The following is an 18061-nucleotide window of genomic DNA, read 5'->3' as shown; positions in this document are numbered from 1 at the left end:
AAATATTTAGGTTAGATTTTTTACAGGTAATGATTTTTTTTAATCTATGAGATTATGGATAGCTCATTACTTTTGATAATTACAAAATTAAATGTTTATATCTTTCAACTTTGGGATAAATTGCTATTTAAAGGATGTTGTAAAGCTTGTATTCATTTTTTTTAATTTTTTAAAATTACATAAAAAGGATACAAAACACTATTTTAAGGGTGGCATTTGACTACTGACAGAGGGTATTTTAGGTTGGTAAAAGAATTTTGATATTTTTGTCTTTGCTTTAAGCTAATAAAAATATAAATGTTAAAAAGAAACCTGCTTTTAATTTTTTTTTACTTGATCTGTATCCTTTGTACGGCTCAGCCATCTGGTATTTTGACTCATTTTTCGAATGATTTAAAGTTAAGCCAATCACGTATTCTGGGTATTCAGCAAGATGAAAAAGGATTCATTTGGCTGGGAACATTTAATGGTCTGATTCGTTATGACGGAAATACTTTTCAAAACTTCAGGGTAGAAAAAAATTCTTCGTTAGACTTAATGTCGAATCGGGTATCCAAATTTAAATTTGATAAAAACGGACGAATCTGGATTCAGTCTGAAAAAAATGATATTTATTATTTTGACACACATCAGTTAACATTTCATTCACCAATAGAAAAAAAATCGATTAAATCTCCTGACATTGCTTTTAAAAAGTTTAAAGTGATGCCATCAGGAAAAGTATGGATCTTCACCGAAGATAAAAACTCCCTGATTGTTTTTCAAAATAACAAACAAACCCGGAAAATTACTTTTGACCCTGCAAAACATTGTGGCATAATTGGAGATGTTTTTGAGGACACTTTGGGAACAAGCTGGTTTTTAACAGAAGCCGGAATTTGCAGATTAAATAAATCAGGAACTACGCCGGAATATTTCTTTTCAAATATGGCCGGACATTCAGGAAAATCATATTCGTTTAATTCCGTTTTGGAAACAAGAGAGGATGTATGGTTTGGAGGTGAAAAAGGCAAATTTAAACGTTACACAAAAAAAACAAATACTTTTTTTGATTTTGATCTGGGCATAAAAGAAGATATTACCTTAATAAAATTGGTCGGTAACAGCAAAGTGCTCATAATAACCAGTGCACAAGGATTTTATTTTTATGACATAAAAACAGGTAAACTGGATCTTTACAATAGTAAAACATTACCCGGTTTTCCTGCCGAGAAAATTAATTATTTAGACGTTACTCATTCACGTCAGTTTTGGTTTGAAACGCCAAATTCAGGGGTGTATCAATTCGATTTCGTTACACTAAAGTTAAAATACATGCAGGCTGATTCAAGTGGTCCTCCTGTTGTTGGAGCAGACCAGAAAAGTTTTCTGATTACTTCGCCTGACGGAACAGTCTGGATTCAGTCACATAAAGGACCATTTGCTTATTGGGATAAAAAACAAAACAAATTGTCTTCTATAATGCGGTGCATCAAGGAATCTAAAGAAACCGTTTCTGATGTGATGCATACCGCTATGTTTGACAAGTTGGGCAATCTGTGGTTTTGCTCATTCAAACAGGGCTTAGACCTTATAACGTTTAACAATCGTAATTTTTCCACATTAAATTTAGAAACATCAGGTAATCGTCAAAAACATAATGTTCGAAGCCTGATGAGTGACAAAAATGGCAATCTTTGGGTGGCCAGCCGTTCTGAAAATATTACCATATTCGATGCTCAAAAAAAGAAGATTGGAATGTTGGGGTCTGATGGTATTTTGTCTAATGGAAATTCCGCATGGGGAGCTGATATTTACAGTATGATGCAGGATACCAATAGCAGAGTATGGATAGGAACACGTGGTAATGGATTGTTTTGCCTGACCCCAACAGGACAGTCGTTTAAATATAAGGTAAGCCATTATAAATATGACGAAAAAGACATTTACAGCATTAACTCTGATAATATTTATAAAGTTTTTCAGGCATCAAATGGTCAAATATATGTAACTACCTGGGGTGGCGGAATTAATCTGGTTCGCCAATCAAATAATGGTTTTCATTTTATCAATCATAAAAACGAACTAAAAAACTATCCTATAAAAAATGCTGATAAAGTTCGCTCAATAGTTGAAAACAAAGAACATCAATTGTTTTTTATCTCTTCTTATAAATTGTTTTCTTTTTCAGCAGAAAATAAATTGCCGGGTAATATAAAATTTAAAGAGTTTTCGCAGGTTTCGGGCAATGATATTTTAGATGTCCTGATAACATCTGATAACCGATTAGCATTGGCTACGAATGGAAAAGGCTTAATTTTAGCGGATTTAGACAAAGAAGACCAGTTAAAAGTTAAACCTATTTGGAACAAAAATATTGCTTTTCCACTTGAGGGAGTTGTGGCCTTACAAGAAGACAAATTAGGTAAAATCTGGCTTATGAGCGACAATCAGGTGGTGCGCTTTGACCCTAAAAAAAATAGTGCCGAAACATTTCCTGAATTGAAATCGATTATTGGTACCGAAATATTTTCGGAAGCCACAAGATGCCGGCTTGCAAATGGTGAAATTGTGGTAGGATATTCAGATGGAGCACTTTATTTCAAGCCTGAAGCCATTAAACCTTTTCAATTCAAACCCTATTTGGCAATATCCGGATTTTCGGTTAATGACAAACAATTGCACGAAATAAACCCTGAAACTCCCGGAAATCCTGATTTACTTAAAGAAGTTACACTACAGCACGACCAGAATTTTTTCAGAGTTCAAATTTCAGCCTTAGATTACATTAAAAGCGAGAATATTGTGTATCGCTATAAACTTGAAGGCGTTGACAAACAATGGAATTACCTTAAAGGAGGACAGTCTATTAATTATACCAATTTAGATCGAGGAAAATACACGCTCATCGTATCTTCTACAAATGGTCATAATTTATGGGCAGATAACGAAAGACGAATTGAAATCACGATTCGACCTTCGATTTGGGGAACTCACTTCGCTTACTTCTGTTATTTGTTAATGGCTATTGGCTTATTTTTAGTCGTTCGACGTGCAATTGCAACTATTTTAAAACTGCGAAATGACGTAAAGCTGCAAAAGCAAATGAGTGAATTGAAATTAAAATTCTTCACCGATATTTCGCATGAAATCAGAACTCCTCTTACTATGATTACGGCACCTTTGGAAGTGATGCTTACGGATAATGATATTAAAGATTCTGTAAAAGGACAGCTTCGCATAATTGAAAAAAACAGTACTAAATTGCTGAATTTGGTTAATCAGATTTTAGATTTAAGAAGAATTCAGGACAGAAAACTGGTGGTGAGTGAAATAGATTTAGGTGATTTTGCTTCAAAAATAGGTGAAAATTTTAGCGAAATGAGCATACAGCGCAATATTGAACTAAAAGTAAACAACAGGGCTTCAAAATCAAATGTATGGGCTGATCCCGATAGCCTTGATAAAATTTTGGTCAATCTGCTTTCAAATGCCTTTAAATATTGTCATAAAGGAGATACCGTTCAGGTAGAAGTAGAGGAATCTGAAAAGCTGGTTATTTTAAAGGTTACAGATAATGGTCCGGGTATTAGTCCAATACTTCAAAAACGATTGTTTGTGCGTTTTTCAAATTACAATGAAAATCCATTTAACCCAAGTACAGGAATTGGTCTTTCTATTGTGAAAGATCTCGCAGATAAACATGGTGCAGCTATTTCAGTTGAAAGCACGCCCGGCAAAGGGAGCAGTTTTCAAATAAGCTTTTTAAAAGGGTATAAACATTTTACTGATGATGTAGATATTTTGTTCGAGGAAGACGAAGCAGATTTAGTAAATGATGTAACGTTCGAAAGTGAGCCGGATTTAATTTCATTTGAAGAAGCCGAAAAAGAATTACCGATAGGATTAATTGTAGAAGATGATCCGGAGTTGAGAGCTTTTATCGTTTCTGTCTTAGAAAAGGATTACACAATATATGTAGCAGAAAATGGCATAGAAGGAAACTTAAAAGCGGAAGAATTATCTCCTGATTTTATCATTAGCGATATCATGATGCCGCACATGGATGGTATAGAAATGCTTAAATTAATTCGGAATAATTTTGCAATCAGTCACATTCCGGTTATTTTACTTAGTGCAAAAACAGCTATTGAAAGTAAACTGGAAGGAATGGAATATGGTGCTGATGATTATATAACAAAGCCATTTAATGTAAGTTTTTTGCGGGCAAGGGTTAAGAATGTTTTAGAACAGCGCTTACGTCTTCAAAATTTATATTCAACAGGTAACATGACTGAAATTTCAGAAGAGGAGCCTTTGCAAATTTCCAATAAAGATCATAAATTCATGTTCCAGGTGATTAAACTGGTAAAGGAAAACATGTCAAAATCAGATTTTTCAGTTGATGAATTAGGAAGATTAATGTGCATGTCCAGAGCCAGTTTCTTTAATAAACTTAAAAGTATTACGGGAGTTTCGCCAGTAGTATTTATTCGTGATATGCGTTTGAATGAAGCAGCCGAGCTTATTAAAAATGAAGACTTACTGATTAAGGAAATTTGTTTTGAAGTTGGGTTTAATGACCTGAAATATTTTGGAAAGTGTTTTAGGGCTAAATTTAATTATACTCCGGCTGAATATCGTCGCGTACATCGCTAATAAAAATTTCAAAAATAGATTCGTGGATACTCCAATGTCACCCTGAGCGAAGCCTTACAGAAACCCATATTTTGTTTCTACCACAAGTGTCACCCTGAGCGAAGTCGAAGGCTCGTTTAGTTCTAAAGTTTTTTTTTTGTACTAACTTATTGGAGCGGGGCTTTGACTTAGTTTACCCTGAGCAAAGCCGAATTGACTCAGCCTGATAATTAAAAATTCTAATCCTTATTTATCCTTCAAACTTAATTTTGAGTTAAATAAATATAACTCTGTTTTTATTTTGGTGTATTTTTTTACACAATGTAAAAAATATCCTAATTAATTAGTAATTCATCAATTACTCTCGCTAAAATAGTGATTTCACCCTCCTCGAAAAGCAATATTTACACCAAATTACGATTCACTATCTATAGTTTTGCCCTATAACCTAAAGTATTTTAACTAATTCTTAACTAACTAATAAACCAAGCTTATGAAACAAACCGGCTCTTTCATTCTATTATTCACTGGCGAACCTATTTTTAAATAGGCAAACATTTACGAAACAGTAAACAATTTTCAATTTTAAATAATATGATATGAAAAACATAAAAAAAATAATACTCGGAGTAGGTGTACTTCTTTTCATGATGACTTCCTGTTCTGGTGATGAAATGAAATACGAACCTTCGATTGTAAAAGATTACGAGCTTCAGCTGAATGGTGCACCATGGAATATAAATGTAGGTATTTCAACAAGGCCTATTTTTATTTATAAAGATAACGGTGATTATTTTGGCAACTATAGTTCACTTTATCGTTTTGCACTGGAAAAAGGTAGTTATAAGTTTATTGCATCTGATATCCCTGCAGAAATGGTCCTTTTACCAGTTAACCTAAATGATTTTATTGTTCCGCAATCAGTAAATGCGGATCAAAAAGTAAATCTTTCGGCAGCAGTTCCTTACGCAACACCATTTGATGAAAAACTTACTCTGAACATCCGTAGCAGAACGGGTACATTACGATTAAAGTCAAAAGACATCGTAGCAGATCCTAGTTATTCTGTTATTAAAACAACTGTTTTTGTAAAACGTACCGGATACAAAGTCTCTGACGAAACCTTTATAAAAGGAGATATGTCCGTTTCCAGATCTAAGAAAACGACAACTGGTGGAATTAATTACTTAGACGATTTTATTGTATTCCAGACTGATGAAGCGGCGAACAATGTTACTGTTCGTATAGAGTTTATGACTGCAGATTTAGTTGTAGTAAAAACAAAAGAATTTGAAGGCTCTTTTCCAATTTTAGGAAATGGGGTTACTAACATCGATTTTAACCTAAATGATGCGGATACTCCAATTATTAAAGATTATGTAGTAACCATAAATGGAGAAGTACAGGCGAAATAAATAAAATCCAATGATGAACAGATTTAAAAAAACAAATCTAAATCGAAATAAAATATAGTAGTTATGATAAAAAAACATATCATGAGCACTTTAATCGTCTTGTTCCTTACGATTAGCGGATATGCTCAGGAAGTAACTGTGACTGGAATTGTGAAAGATAAAATGGGATCGATTCCGGGCGCAACAATTATTGTCAAAAATGAAAAAGCAAATACTACCAGTGATTTTGACGGAAAATTTTCCATCAAAGTAAACAACCCTAAAACAGCTGTTTTGGTGGTTAAGTTTATTGGTATGGAAGATACAACGGTACCTTTAAATGGACGTACCTCGGGGATTGATATCGAAATGAAGGAATCGACCAGTGAATTGAATGAGGTAGTGGTTATTGGTTACGGTACACAAAAACGTGGAAACCTGACCGGAGCTGTTTCCAGTATCAAAGGGACAATATTAGAAAAAGTTCCAACCAGCTCTGTAGCGGAAGCCTTGGTTGGTAAATTGCCGGGGGTTCAGATTACTTCGGCTGATGGTTCTCCGGGTTCTGAAATCATGATCCGAATTCGTGGAGGAGGTTCTATTACACAGGATAATTCACCTTTAATTTTGGTTGACGGTTTTGAAGTTGCGACTCTAAATGATATTCCGCCAACAGATATCGAATCTGTAGAAGTATTAAAAGATGCTGCTTCTACTGCTATATATGGTGCTCGTGGTGCAAACGGAGTTATTTTGGTAACTACAAAAAATCCTAAAGCAGGGAAAGTTTCGGTAAATATAAACAGTTACATGCAAATTAAAACATTAGCAAATCGTGTAGATGTAATGGATCCGTATGAATATGTTATGATGCAATATGAGTACGAAAGAGGAAGAACTTCAAATCCGAGTGCTTTTTATAATCGTTTTGGGCAGGCTAATGAAATGTATATTTATAAAGGTAACAAAGGAATAGACTGGCAGGATGAAATTTTTGGCAGTAACCCAATTACGAAATACCTTGACTTTAGTATGAATGGCGGTAACGAAAAAACCAAATTTAAGTTCGCTATTACGAATCAGGATCAGCCAGGGGTATTAGTAGGAACCGGTTTAAAACAAACCAACATGAACCTAACGCTTAATACCAAATTGTCTGATAAATTTACTTTTGAATTTCAATCCCGTTTTATCAATCAAACCATAGAAGGGGCAGGTACTGAATCGGTTAATTTGCTTAGAGCATTACGTGAGGCACCTACTCAGGGTTTACAGGATTATATGACATTGCCGGAAGATGATACTTATTTTGATCCGGAAGATTATTTGCCAGTGAGACGTTTCAACCCGATGCAGGAAGCTCAAAGAAATTATCGTAATCGTATAAAACGTACATTCAATACAGTAGGAGCATTAACATGGAATATAGTGAAAGGTTTGAGTTTTCGAAGCTCATTCGGTTTCGAATACCAGTATGAAGAAGACGGCCGTTTTTGGGGTCTGGAAACGGGTAAGGCGAATGAAAACGGAGGACTTCCGGTAGTAGGCTGGAAAATGACACAAAACCCTCGTACACAATTAAATAATGTATTGAATTATAATTTCAAAATTAACACACTTCACGATTTTCAGGTTATGGTGGGGCAGGAAATGAAGGATCAGAGAAGTGCCAGCAAAACTTATTACACAGGTTATTTTCCTGCAAATATAACAGCTGAAAAAGCGTTGGATAATCTTGCCTTGGGTGATGGTTATGCTAATGAATCAAAAGAAGGTTCACCTAATAAAATTTCATCTTTCTTTGGTCGTGTAAATTATGGTTATGATGACCGATATCTGGCAACATTTACGATTCGTGCTGACGGTTCGACTAAGTTTGGTCCTGATAATCGCTGGGGTATGTTTCCGGCAGCAGCATTTGCCTGGAGAATGTCTAATGAAAAATTCCTGAAGGAAAGCACAACTATTTCAAATTTAAAATTACGTTTAAGTTACGGAGTTTCTGGTAATGACCGTATTGATGGCGATTTGTATGCTAAATATTATGGCGTTTCACAAGACAGATCAGTGGGCTGGGGAGAAGAAAGTCATTATTACTATAATTTTTATAACCCTAATGGTAAGGTAACTTATTTAAACAATCCTGATGTAAAATGGGAGACAACTTATACAGCTAATTTTGGTGTTGATTTTGGTTTTTTTAATGAACGAATTACCGGTAATGTAGAAATTTACCAAAATACAGTTAAAGATTTATTAGTGCCTTCTGATATTCCGGGAGCATCAGGTTTTAGTAAAATTATGACCAATGTGGGACAGACATCTAATAAAGGAATTGAATTTGCCATTAATGCCAACGTAGTTCAGCAAAAAGATTTTCATCTGGATGTAAATTTCAATATTGGATACAACAAGAATAAAATTGATGCACTTTCAAGTGGAGAGAATGAATGGATACTTAGTTCGGGATGGGCAGGAACACAATTGTTAAATGATGACGATTATCGTGCTTATGTAGGGGGTACAAAAGGTTTGATTTACGGTTTTGTTAATGATGGCTTTTATACCATGGATGATTTCGATTCATTTGATCCATTGACCAAAACATGGAAACTAAAAGAAGGTGTAGCCAACTCCAAAAATCTGTCTCAGGATCCTCGTCCGGGAAATGCTAAATTTAAAAAACTGACGCCTGTTGATCCATCAGATCCAAATACGTATGTAATTGGTGCAAACGACAGAAAAGTTATTGGTGATACCAACCCTAAATATTCAGGAGGTTTTGGACTGAATGCTGTATGGAAAAATTTTGATTTCTCTACTTTTTTCAATTTTGTGACTGGGTTTGATGTTTTCAATGCAAACAAAGTGATGATGACATCCTGGTATCAAAACAACCAAAACAATATGGGAATGGAAGTGTCGTTGGAAAATCGCTGGAGAAATTTTGATGATATGGGGAACGACCTTCGCTATTCGCCGGAACTTTTGGCAGATTTTAATAAAAATGCTACCATGTGGAGTCCAACTTCAATCGGTCGTCCAATTGCTTCGTCTTATGCAGTCGAAAAAGGTTCTTTCTTACGATTAAATACACTTTCTGTAGGATATACAGTTCCTTTAACCATAACTAAGAAATTAATTTTCAACAAAGTTCGTCTGTATGCAACGGGTACTAATTTATTTGTCTGGACAAATTACTCAGGTTATGATCCGGAAGTTAACCTATCAACAGGATTAACACCAAACATCGATCATAATGCGTATCCAAGAACAAGAAATTACACTTTGGGAGCTCAGTTATCATTTTAATTAAATTAAATCTTAAAATCATGAATAAAAAGATATTATTAAGTATGCTATTTAGTTTCGCACTGTGTCTGACAGGTTGCGAGGACTATTTAGAGGTACATCCGGCAACTGGTTTTACCGAGGATGAAGTTTTTAGTTCTGAAAGTGAAATAAAATCAGCTGTTGCAGGAGTATATACACTTATGCTGACAGACGATGCCTACTCTAACAGACTTGCTTTTGTTTTTAATCCGAATACAGATGTAGAGATGGCATCGGTTAATACTAATGCAGTAAATGTTAACGGTTCTGACATTGCCTGTTTTGAGCCGAAACCTTATTGGACAACGCTGAATGCTACCTGGAATGCCATGTACAAAATTATCAATAATGCCAATGATGTTATTGAAGGGATTGAAGGTTCAGATCTGTACAAAAATGCCAGTAAAACGGAGCCTTCAAATATCACACAGATGTATGGAGAGGTTAAAACAATTCGTGCGATGGTGTATCTGGATATGATTCGTATTTGGGGAGATGTTGTGTTTCGTACAAAATCATCAACCGGTGATGAAGATTTTAGGGTAGGAGTTACAGACCGAAATAAAATTCTTGAATTTCTAATAGATGATTTAAAATCAGTAGAGCCACTAATGCAATATGCAAGCGTAGTGCAGTATGGTACAGAGCGTGCATCAAGAAGTTTTAATCAGGGTTTGATTGGTTTACTTGCACTTACCCGTGGAGGCTGGACTTTGCGCCCGGATAGCGATGCTGCAAATATTGGCCAGATGGTTCGTGGAGAAAATCATGAATTGTATTATGATATTGCCATCCAGTATTTAGGAAAAGTAATCAATGAAGGACAGCATGACCTGAAATTAAGCTATGCTAATTTTTGGATTGGACAAAATAATTGGGTAACACCGACTACTGATGATGTTATATTTTCATTGCCTTTATTAAGAGGTGTTTCGGGCGAATATGGTTATGCTGTTGGTATTCCGATTGTTGAAGGAAACCATGCTTACGGAAGTGCTTCAGGAAACGTTAGTCTGGCAGGAACATACCTATACTCGTTTGATAACAAAGATTTAAGACGTGATATTACCTGCGGACCTTATTCGTATGATGCAAATCTAAATCAGGTTATTCGCTTGGACATAGCCAGGCTGGCTGTTGCAAAATGGTCAAAACTTTACACTTCTCCACTTGGCAGCACAAGTCAAAAAGGTACCGGTGTCAATTACTCATGGATGCGATTTGCTGATGTACTTTTGATGTATGCAGAAGCTGTAAACGAACGATTTGGCCCTCGCCAGGATGCTCAGGAATGTCTAAAACGAGTGCGCCGCAGAGCTTTCAGTCAGGCAGACTGGTCAGTAAAAGTAGATAGCTATGTTGCATCTAAATCAAATCCTGATTTATTTTTTCAGGCAATTATGGATGAACGTGCCTGGGAACTTGGCGGAGAAAGTAAGCGTAAATTTGACTTAGCCCGTTGGAATAAATACAGTGAAGTAATTTACAATCAGTATAACAAATTCGTAAACTGGGGTAAAGTAGCCAATGGAGCTTATGTTCCGGGTATAGATCTTGTTCCTGGAAGTATTTACTGGAAAAACATTCCATCTCCGGGTAATGCAGGTAAAACCGTTTTAGACATAAAAGGAATAGATGAAATTTTGCAGGCAAAACCGGCAGGTTATACTGAACATGTATTTGCTACTAAATGGTATGCGCTTAATAACGAGACTGCAAGTTATGAGCCAATGAACGAAATTAAGTGGAGTTTTAGAGGTTTTATAAATTTCAACAATGCTTCAAGTGTGTCTCCTAATACTCCTTTACGTTATTTATGTCCTTATCCTGCTAAAGTGATTTCGGACCATCGAGGAGCTATTCAGAATTATTATGGTTTTAACTATTAAATTGAATTAGATATGAAATGAGCATAATCAAAAAGTGGTCGCAACACCAATTGAAAATGCGAATTACATATTACCAATTAAAAACAATAAAATTTCACATATGAAAAATTCAAAAAGAGTAATCTATATTTTATCATTTTTCAGCATGATTTTGCTTGGAGGAATGCTAAACTCTTGTCAGCAAGACGAATTTGCTTATGCAAAGGTTGGAGATTTGTTTCAGCCCAAATTTGTACTTACAGCCCCAGTGGTTAAAAGTAATTCTATTGCAGTAGTATGGTACAAAGTAAATGATGCTGTTTCCTATACAGTAGAATTGCATTTAGACAATTACTATTCCAGTCTTTTCAAAACGTACACGATTACTGATACTCAAATTTTGATGGACGATATTCCTTATAAAACGCAATTTTATATTAGAGTTCGTGCGAATAGTAATGATCCTAAGTTTAATTCGCAATGGGCTTACACAAATGCTTTAACAGAAGAACGTCCTGACTATGCCAAAATATTGAAAACTGTTGAAAAGGTAAATATTACAGAAACTGAAGTAACTATAAACTGGACAGTTGATGCGGCTAACCCTGTAGATAGTATATCGGTTGTACCGGCACAGTCTAAAGAAATTCCGGCTATAGGCCGCAAACTGACATCTGCAGAAATAAGCATCGGACAGGCCAAGATAGAAGGTCTGGAAAAAAGTACAGCCTACAATGTAAATGTTTATGACAATAATAAATTACGTGTTTACGACAGACCATACAATCAGGAAAATTTCCGTTCGGCAGGACCATCGCCAGGACAAATTTTGGTTATGAAAGGAGATGATTTAGATGCATTGTTGAGAAAAAACAATACTGACGCTACAATTCCGGAAGGAACAGTATATTTCCTGGAAGCAGGTTCATTATTTAAGATTACGCCATTTGCGATTTCAAAAGGTTTTAAACTTACAGGAGGTACGGAGGGAGAAATGCCTCAAATTGAAATGAATGGAAACTGGAATATTACCGAAGGATCATTTTTGAATTCATTGGAGTTTGAAAACATTCGTTTTTATCAAACCATTGATGCCAGCTACTTCTTTAACAGTGGATTTTCATGGACGATTGGAGATATTAAGTTCTATAACTGTGTATTCAATCATTTTAAACGCGGTTTCTGGAGACATCAGGGCAACGGAAAATACAAAGAAATAGGAAAAATTGATATGAGATATTGCACCTTTGATCAGGTAGGTGGGCATTCAGGGACTTATGGTACATTCGTCTTTGGTTCTGCCGGTGCAGACAATGTTAAAGAGGCTTTTTTCTCAAACATTACTTATATGAGGGATTATTATCTGGCAACTGATAAAAACCGAAATTTTAAAAATTTATTTGATTATGGATCATCGGCATATCCGATTCGTCTTGAATTTGAAAATTTAACGATTTATGATTATGCTTTTAACCGCGGATTGATTAATATCCCTTCGGCAATAGGCTCTACTTTAATCTTTAAAAATGTTTTACTAGCCTCTGCTTGTGGAAAAGTTATTCAGGCTATTGGTGCAAATTCTACAACAGAATTCAGTAATAACTACACGACTACAGACTATCTGCTGGGTGCTGCAGCTATTAAAGGAACTGAATTGGGCATTAGCGCACAAAATTTATTTGTGAATCCTACTGCAGGAGATTTAACAATTAAGGATCCGAATTCTCCAATTGTAACCAACAAGGTTGGAGATACCAGATGGCTTCCTTAAATATTGTTGGTTAATTGTTTAGTTTAAAAAAGAAGTATCCCAACCCCGGATACTTCTTTTTCCTACCATGTTTTTTCTAATGCTGATACCTCAGACATGTCGTCTGTAGATAATCAGTGTCTTATATATAAATGTTTTTAGTAAAAACATGTTGATTAAATACTATTTAAAATGAAATTAAAACAATTAGTACTGTCCATCAGTTTGACAGTTTATGGATTAGGAGCAAATGCTCAGGGATGGAATGGCGATTTAGGAAACGGAAAGTATAAAAACCCCATTTTACATGTAGATTATTCAGATCCCGATGTATGTGCAGGGAAAGACGGTTATTATATGACTGCTTCCAGTTTTAACAGTTCTCCGGGACTTCCTATTCTTCATTCAAATGATCTGGTAAACTGGGAATTAGTTGGATACGCATTGCAAAATCAATTTCCTGTTGAGCATTATCGTACCGTTCGTCACGGCGATGGTGTCTGGGCTCCGTCAATCCGTTATCACAACGGCGAATACTATATTTATTGGGGTGATCCTGATTTTGGAATCTACATGGTTAAAACCAAAGATCCCGCAGGTACCTGGGATGAACCAATATTAGTAAAAGAGGCAAAAGGAATCATTGATACCTGTCCGTTTTGGGATGAGGACGGAAAAGCGTATTTGTCTTATGCATTTGCAGGAAGCCGTGCAGCTGTAAAAACCGTTTTAATGTTGTCAGAACTTGCGCCAGATGGTACCAAACTAATTGGTAATCCGGCGATGGTCTTTGATGGACATAATGGTCATACAACTGTTGAAGGTTCTAAAATGTACAAAAAAGATGGTTATTACTGGGTTATGGCTCCTGCGGGAGGTGTAAAACCGGGATGGCAGCTGGCTATGCGTTCTAAAAATGTTTGGGGACCTTATGAGTCAAAAATCGTTTTGCATCAGGGCGAAACAAAAATGAATGGGCCACATCAGGGTGGATATGTAGAAACACCTAACGGAGACGGATGGTTTATACACTTTCAGGATCGTTGGGCTTATGGGCGTGTTGTCAATCTTCAGCCTGTTACCTGGAAAGAGGGCTGGCCAATTATGGGGAAAGACAGTAACAACGATGGCATAGGTGAGCCGGTTATGGAACACACAAAGCCAAATGTGGGCAAAAATTATCCTGCAACTCCTTTGGTTTCTTCAGATGAGTTTAATTCACATCAATTGGGTTTACAATGGCAATGGCAGGCTAATCTAAATCCCGGAGGGCATTGGGGATGGTCATCGGCTAATTTAGGGTTTATGCGTCTGAACTGTATTCCACGCAATGAGAATATAAAATCAATGTGGATGATGCCAAATTTACTGTTGCAAAAATTTCCGGGTGCCAATTTTACTGCTACAGCAAAGCTTAGCTTCGAAAATAATCCTGATGCAAAAGAATCCGGCACAGGTTTAATCGTATTTGGCGAAGATTACGCCTATATCGCAATAGAGCAGGATAAAGATGGGAAATTAAAACTGGTACAGCGCCAGATGAAAAATGCCAGGACTTCTAAAGATATCGAGACAGAAATAACGGCTATTCCTATTGATCAAAAAAATGTGTTTTTCCGTGCCAAAGTTGAAATGGTACAAAACATTGAACCTTATGATGCTAAAGTCACTTTTTATTACAGTACTGACGGCAAAAAATTCAAAGAGTTTGGAAAACCGTTTAAACCAAGTGCTGGACGTTGGGTAGGAGCAAAAATTGGACTTTTTGCAACAGGAACAAAACTGATTAGTGACAGTAGTTATGCAGATTATGACTGGTTTAGAGTAGAAGAAAATTAAAAACAGGATGTAACTTCATTGGTTGATTAAAAACGTCAATTCGAGTGTTTTTATGCAGTAAAACGGAATAAAAAATGTATCGAGAATAGTTTCTAATTTATTACTAAACAGTTTATTAACTAAAAAAGTATGATAAGTAAAATCAAATATTGTATTCTCTCTTTGGTTGTTTGCCATTTGGCTTCATTTGGACAATCAAAACCACAAGATAATCAAATTTCACCAATCGAATGGGCAAAAAAAATGGCCGATTCTGACCAACAGCGTACTCCAAATCCGGTTTTTCTGGATGGTGTAAAATTTCCGAAATGGAATTACACAAACGGTCTGGTAACACTAGCTAATCAGCAGTTATATGATTATACCAAAGAACAAAAGTACTGGGATTACGGAGTTTCCTATGCTGATCAGCTGATTGATAAGGAAGGCAAAATATTGGGCGGTTATGAACTCGAAAAATACAGTCTTGATTTAATAAACTCCGGAAAAATACTTTTTGAAATTTATAAAAAAACAGGCGAGGAGCGATACAAAAAAGCCATGGATACCCTCCACAAACAGTTAGAAGGACATCCAAGAAATTCTGATGGAGGTTATTGGCATAAAAAAAGCTATCCCTGGCAAATGTGGCTGGACGGTGTTTATATGGCAGATCCATTTTCAGCAGAATATGGAGCCGTTTTTAATGTTCCGAAGTCAATTGATGATGCGATTTTACAGGCAGAACTGATTCAAAAACACACTTTTGATTCAAAAACCGGACTGAATTTTCATGGTTATGATGAGAAGAAAGCACAATATTGGGCAAATAAGGAAACAGGACGTTCTTCTCATATTTGGGGACGCGCACAGGGCTGGTATTGTATGGCTTTGGTGGATATTTTAGATTTTGTTCCAACAGACCATCCAAAGCGAAAAGACTTGATAAAAATAGTGCAAAAAGTATTTACAGCTGTCCGCAATGCTCAGCAAAAAGATTCTGGAGTCTGGTGGCAGGTAATGGATCAGCCGGGACGGAAAGGCAATTATCTGGAATCAACCTGTTCTACGATGTTTGTTTACTCATTTGCCAAAGCATATCGAAAAGGGTATGTAGGTTCAAAGTTTCTAAAATCGGCAAAAACGGGTTTTAACGCAATTCAGAAACAATTCATAAAAGAAAATCCAGACGGAACCATTTCTATTACAAAATGCTGTGCTGTTGCCGGTTTAGGAGGTAAAAATCCTCGGGATCGTGATGGTTCATTCGAATATTATATTTCTGAACCAATCAGGGACAATGATGCTAAAGCTGTTGGTCCGTTTATTATGGCGGGTATCGAATTGCAAAAGATTTTGGATAAAAAGTAGAATGATTATAAAATTCAATCTAAACACATAGAAACATAGATTTTATTAAAAAATCTTTTGGATGTAATTCAAAGAGTAGATGTCAGGCTGAGCGGAGTCGAAGCCCTTTTAAGTCAAAAAAACCTTGGACGAAGTTTATCCTGAGCGAAGACGAATGCGCTCAGGAGGACATTAAATTTCATCCAACTTATAAAAGAAATAATTATGATAAAAATTAAAGCAGTTTCCCTTATCGGATTAGCAATGTGCTCCCTGATTTTCTCAGGGAATATGGCTGTTGCTCAAAATAAAGCTAAGCAAAAAAACAAGGCATCAATAGAAAGTAAAATACCTTTCAATATGCCGGAAGTACAGATTCCAACATTCAAAAAAGACACTTTGAATATTGTTGATTTTGGAGCTGTGCCCAATACGGAACAACTTTGTACAAAAGCAATTAACGATGCTATCCAAAAATGTTCACAATCGGGCGGAGGTGTAGTTGTGATTCCTTCCGGGATGTGGACTACTGGGCCAATTAAGATGAAAAGCAATGTAAATCTTCATACAAAAAACGGCGCTTTCATCTCGTTTACAAGTGATACAAAACAATACAAACTGATAGAATCTTATTTTGAAGGAAACAAGGTTATCCGATGTGAATCTCCAATTATGGGAGTTGATTTAGAAAATATTGCCATTACAGGAGAGGGAATTTTTGATGGAAATGGCTCAGCATGGCGTCCGGTTAAAATTGGTAAAATGACCGCCGGACAATGGAGTGAACTTATCAAATCTGGAGGTGCTTTGTCTAAAGACCGTAAAATATGGTACCCTTCAGAAGGTGCTTATATTGGAAACGAAGAAAAAGACAAACTTCCTAAAACGGCTACTGTCGAAAATATGGAACCTTACAAACAGGCACTTCGTCCGGTAATGGTAAGTCTTGTGAATTGTAAAAAATTGCTTTTAGATGGTGTTACTTTTCAGAATTCTCCTGCGTGGAATGTCAATCCGTTAATGTGCGAGCATGTTACCTTGAGTAATCTAACGATTCGTAATCCGTGGTATTCTCAAAATGGTGACGGTCTTGATTTAGAGTCCTGCCGAATCGGTACTGTTAAAAACTGTCGTTTTGATGTGGGTGATGATGCGATCTGTATCAAATCAGGTAAAGATAAGGAAGGCAGGGAACGAGGAAGACCAACCGAATTATTTGTAATTACGGATTGTGTGGTCTATCATGCGCATGGCGGTTTTGTAATTGGCAGTGAAATGTCAGGCGGTGTTAAAAATATTTTTGTTAAAAACCTAACATTCAACGGAACTGATTGTGGTCTGCGTTTTAAATCGGTCAGAGGTCGTGGAGGCGTGGTTGAAAATATTTGGATGGAGGACATAAAAATGAATAACATTCCAACAGATGCAATCAATTTTAACCTGTATTACTTTGGAAAATCGATAGACGAAGACGAGCTTACAGGCGAGATGACGGTTGAAAAAATGCCGATTACAGAAGAAACGCCGGCTTTTAAGAATATGTATTTTAAAAACATATATGTAAACGGAGCCAGACAAGCCTTAAAAATTATGGGAATTCCTGAAATGCCTGTTCAAAATATACAATTTGAAAACATGATTGTCCGGTCAGATATTGGTGTTCAAATGAATTATGCCAGTAAAATTGATTTCAAAAATTTGGATTTAAGACTTGATAAACCCGGAATAGCCGTAAGTTTTTCAAACAGTCAAAATGTAAACATTGAAAGTTTTAAATCTACCGGAGAAAACCAGATGTTTTGGGTTGGAGGCGATTCAACAAAAGATATTTCATTAAAAACAAACGGTAAGAAACTGACTTTTGACGAAGATATAAAAGTACTGCAATCGATAAAAGACGAAGTTAAGCTTATTGAGTGATTAGTCCTTAG

Annotated in this window: 8 protein-coding genes; all 8 read left to right on the top strand. The window is 36.0% G+C overall.

From position 1 onward, the window contains the following. Nucleotides 1-297: 297 nt before the first annotated feature. Nucleotides 298-4638 (top strand): hybrid sensor histidine kinase/response regulator transcription factor, encoded by a 4341-nt coding sequence (locus FLV_RS14785; RefSeq protein ID WP_243234913.1) that lies wholly within the window; start codon nt 298-300, stop codon nt 4636-4638. A 578-nt stretch (nt 4639-5216) separates the two neighbouring features. Further along, on the top strand, nt 5217-6032 hold the full coding sequence (locus tag FLV_RS14780; protein ID WP_243234912.1) for a hypothetical protein: 816 nt from the start codon (nt 5217-5219) through the stop codon (nt 6030-6032). 81 nt (nt 6033-6113) lie between these two features. Beyond that, nucleotides 6114-9323 carry a SusC/RagA family TonB-linked outer membrane protein gene (locus FLV_RS14775; protein WP_243234911.1) on the top strand — a complete coding sequence of 1070 codons (3210 nt, stop codon included), beginning with the start codon at nt 6114-6116 and terminating at the stop codon, nt 9321-9323. Between the two features lie 20 nt (nt 9324-9343). Beyond that, nucleotides 9344-11233, top strand: coding sequence for a RagB/SusD family nutrient uptake outer membrane protein (locus FLV_RS14770; protein WP_243234910.1), 1890 nt, complete (start codon nt 9344-9346; stop codon nt 11231-11233). A 100-nt stretch (nt 11234-11333) separates the two neighbouring features. Next, on the top strand, nt 11334-12983 hold the full coding sequence (locus FLV_RS14765) for a DUF5123 domain-containing protein (protein WP_243234909.1): 1650 nt from the start codon (nt 11334-11336) through the stop codon (nt 12981-12983). Between the two features lie 171 nt (nt 12984-13154). Further along, nucleotides 13155-14801 carry a glycoside hydrolase 43 family protein gene (locus tag FLV_RS14760; protein WP_243234908.1) on the top strand — a complete coding sequence of 549 codons (1647 nt, stop codon included), beginning with the start codon at nt 13155-13157 and terminating at the stop codon, nt 14799-14801. A 129-nt stretch (nt 14802-14930) separates the two neighbouring features. Then, the gene (locus FLV_RS14755) at nt 14931-16151 is read left to right on the top strand and encodes a glycoside hydrolase family 105 protein (RefSeq protein WP_243234907.1); all 1221 of its coding nucleotides are present in this window, start codon (nt 14931-14933) and stop codon (nt 16149-16151) included. A gap of 204 nt (nt 16152-16355) precedes the next feature. After that, complete coding sequence (locus FLV_RS14750) at nt 16356-18050, top strand: glycoside hydrolase family 28 protein (RefSeq protein WP_243234906.1); 1695 nt, start codon at nt 16356-16358, stop codon at nt 18048-18050. Nucleotides 18051-18061 lie beyond the last annotated feature (11 nt).

This window comes from Flavobacterium pectinovorum (assembly GCF_022802975.1).
Taxonomy (GTDB): domain Bacteria; phylum Bacteroidota; class Bacteroidia; order Flavobacteriales; family Flavobacteriaceae; genus Flavobacterium; species Flavobacterium pectinovorum_B.
The sequence above is the reverse complement of the archived record's forward strand: the minus strand, read 5'-3'. Positions and strand labels throughout refer to the sequence as shown.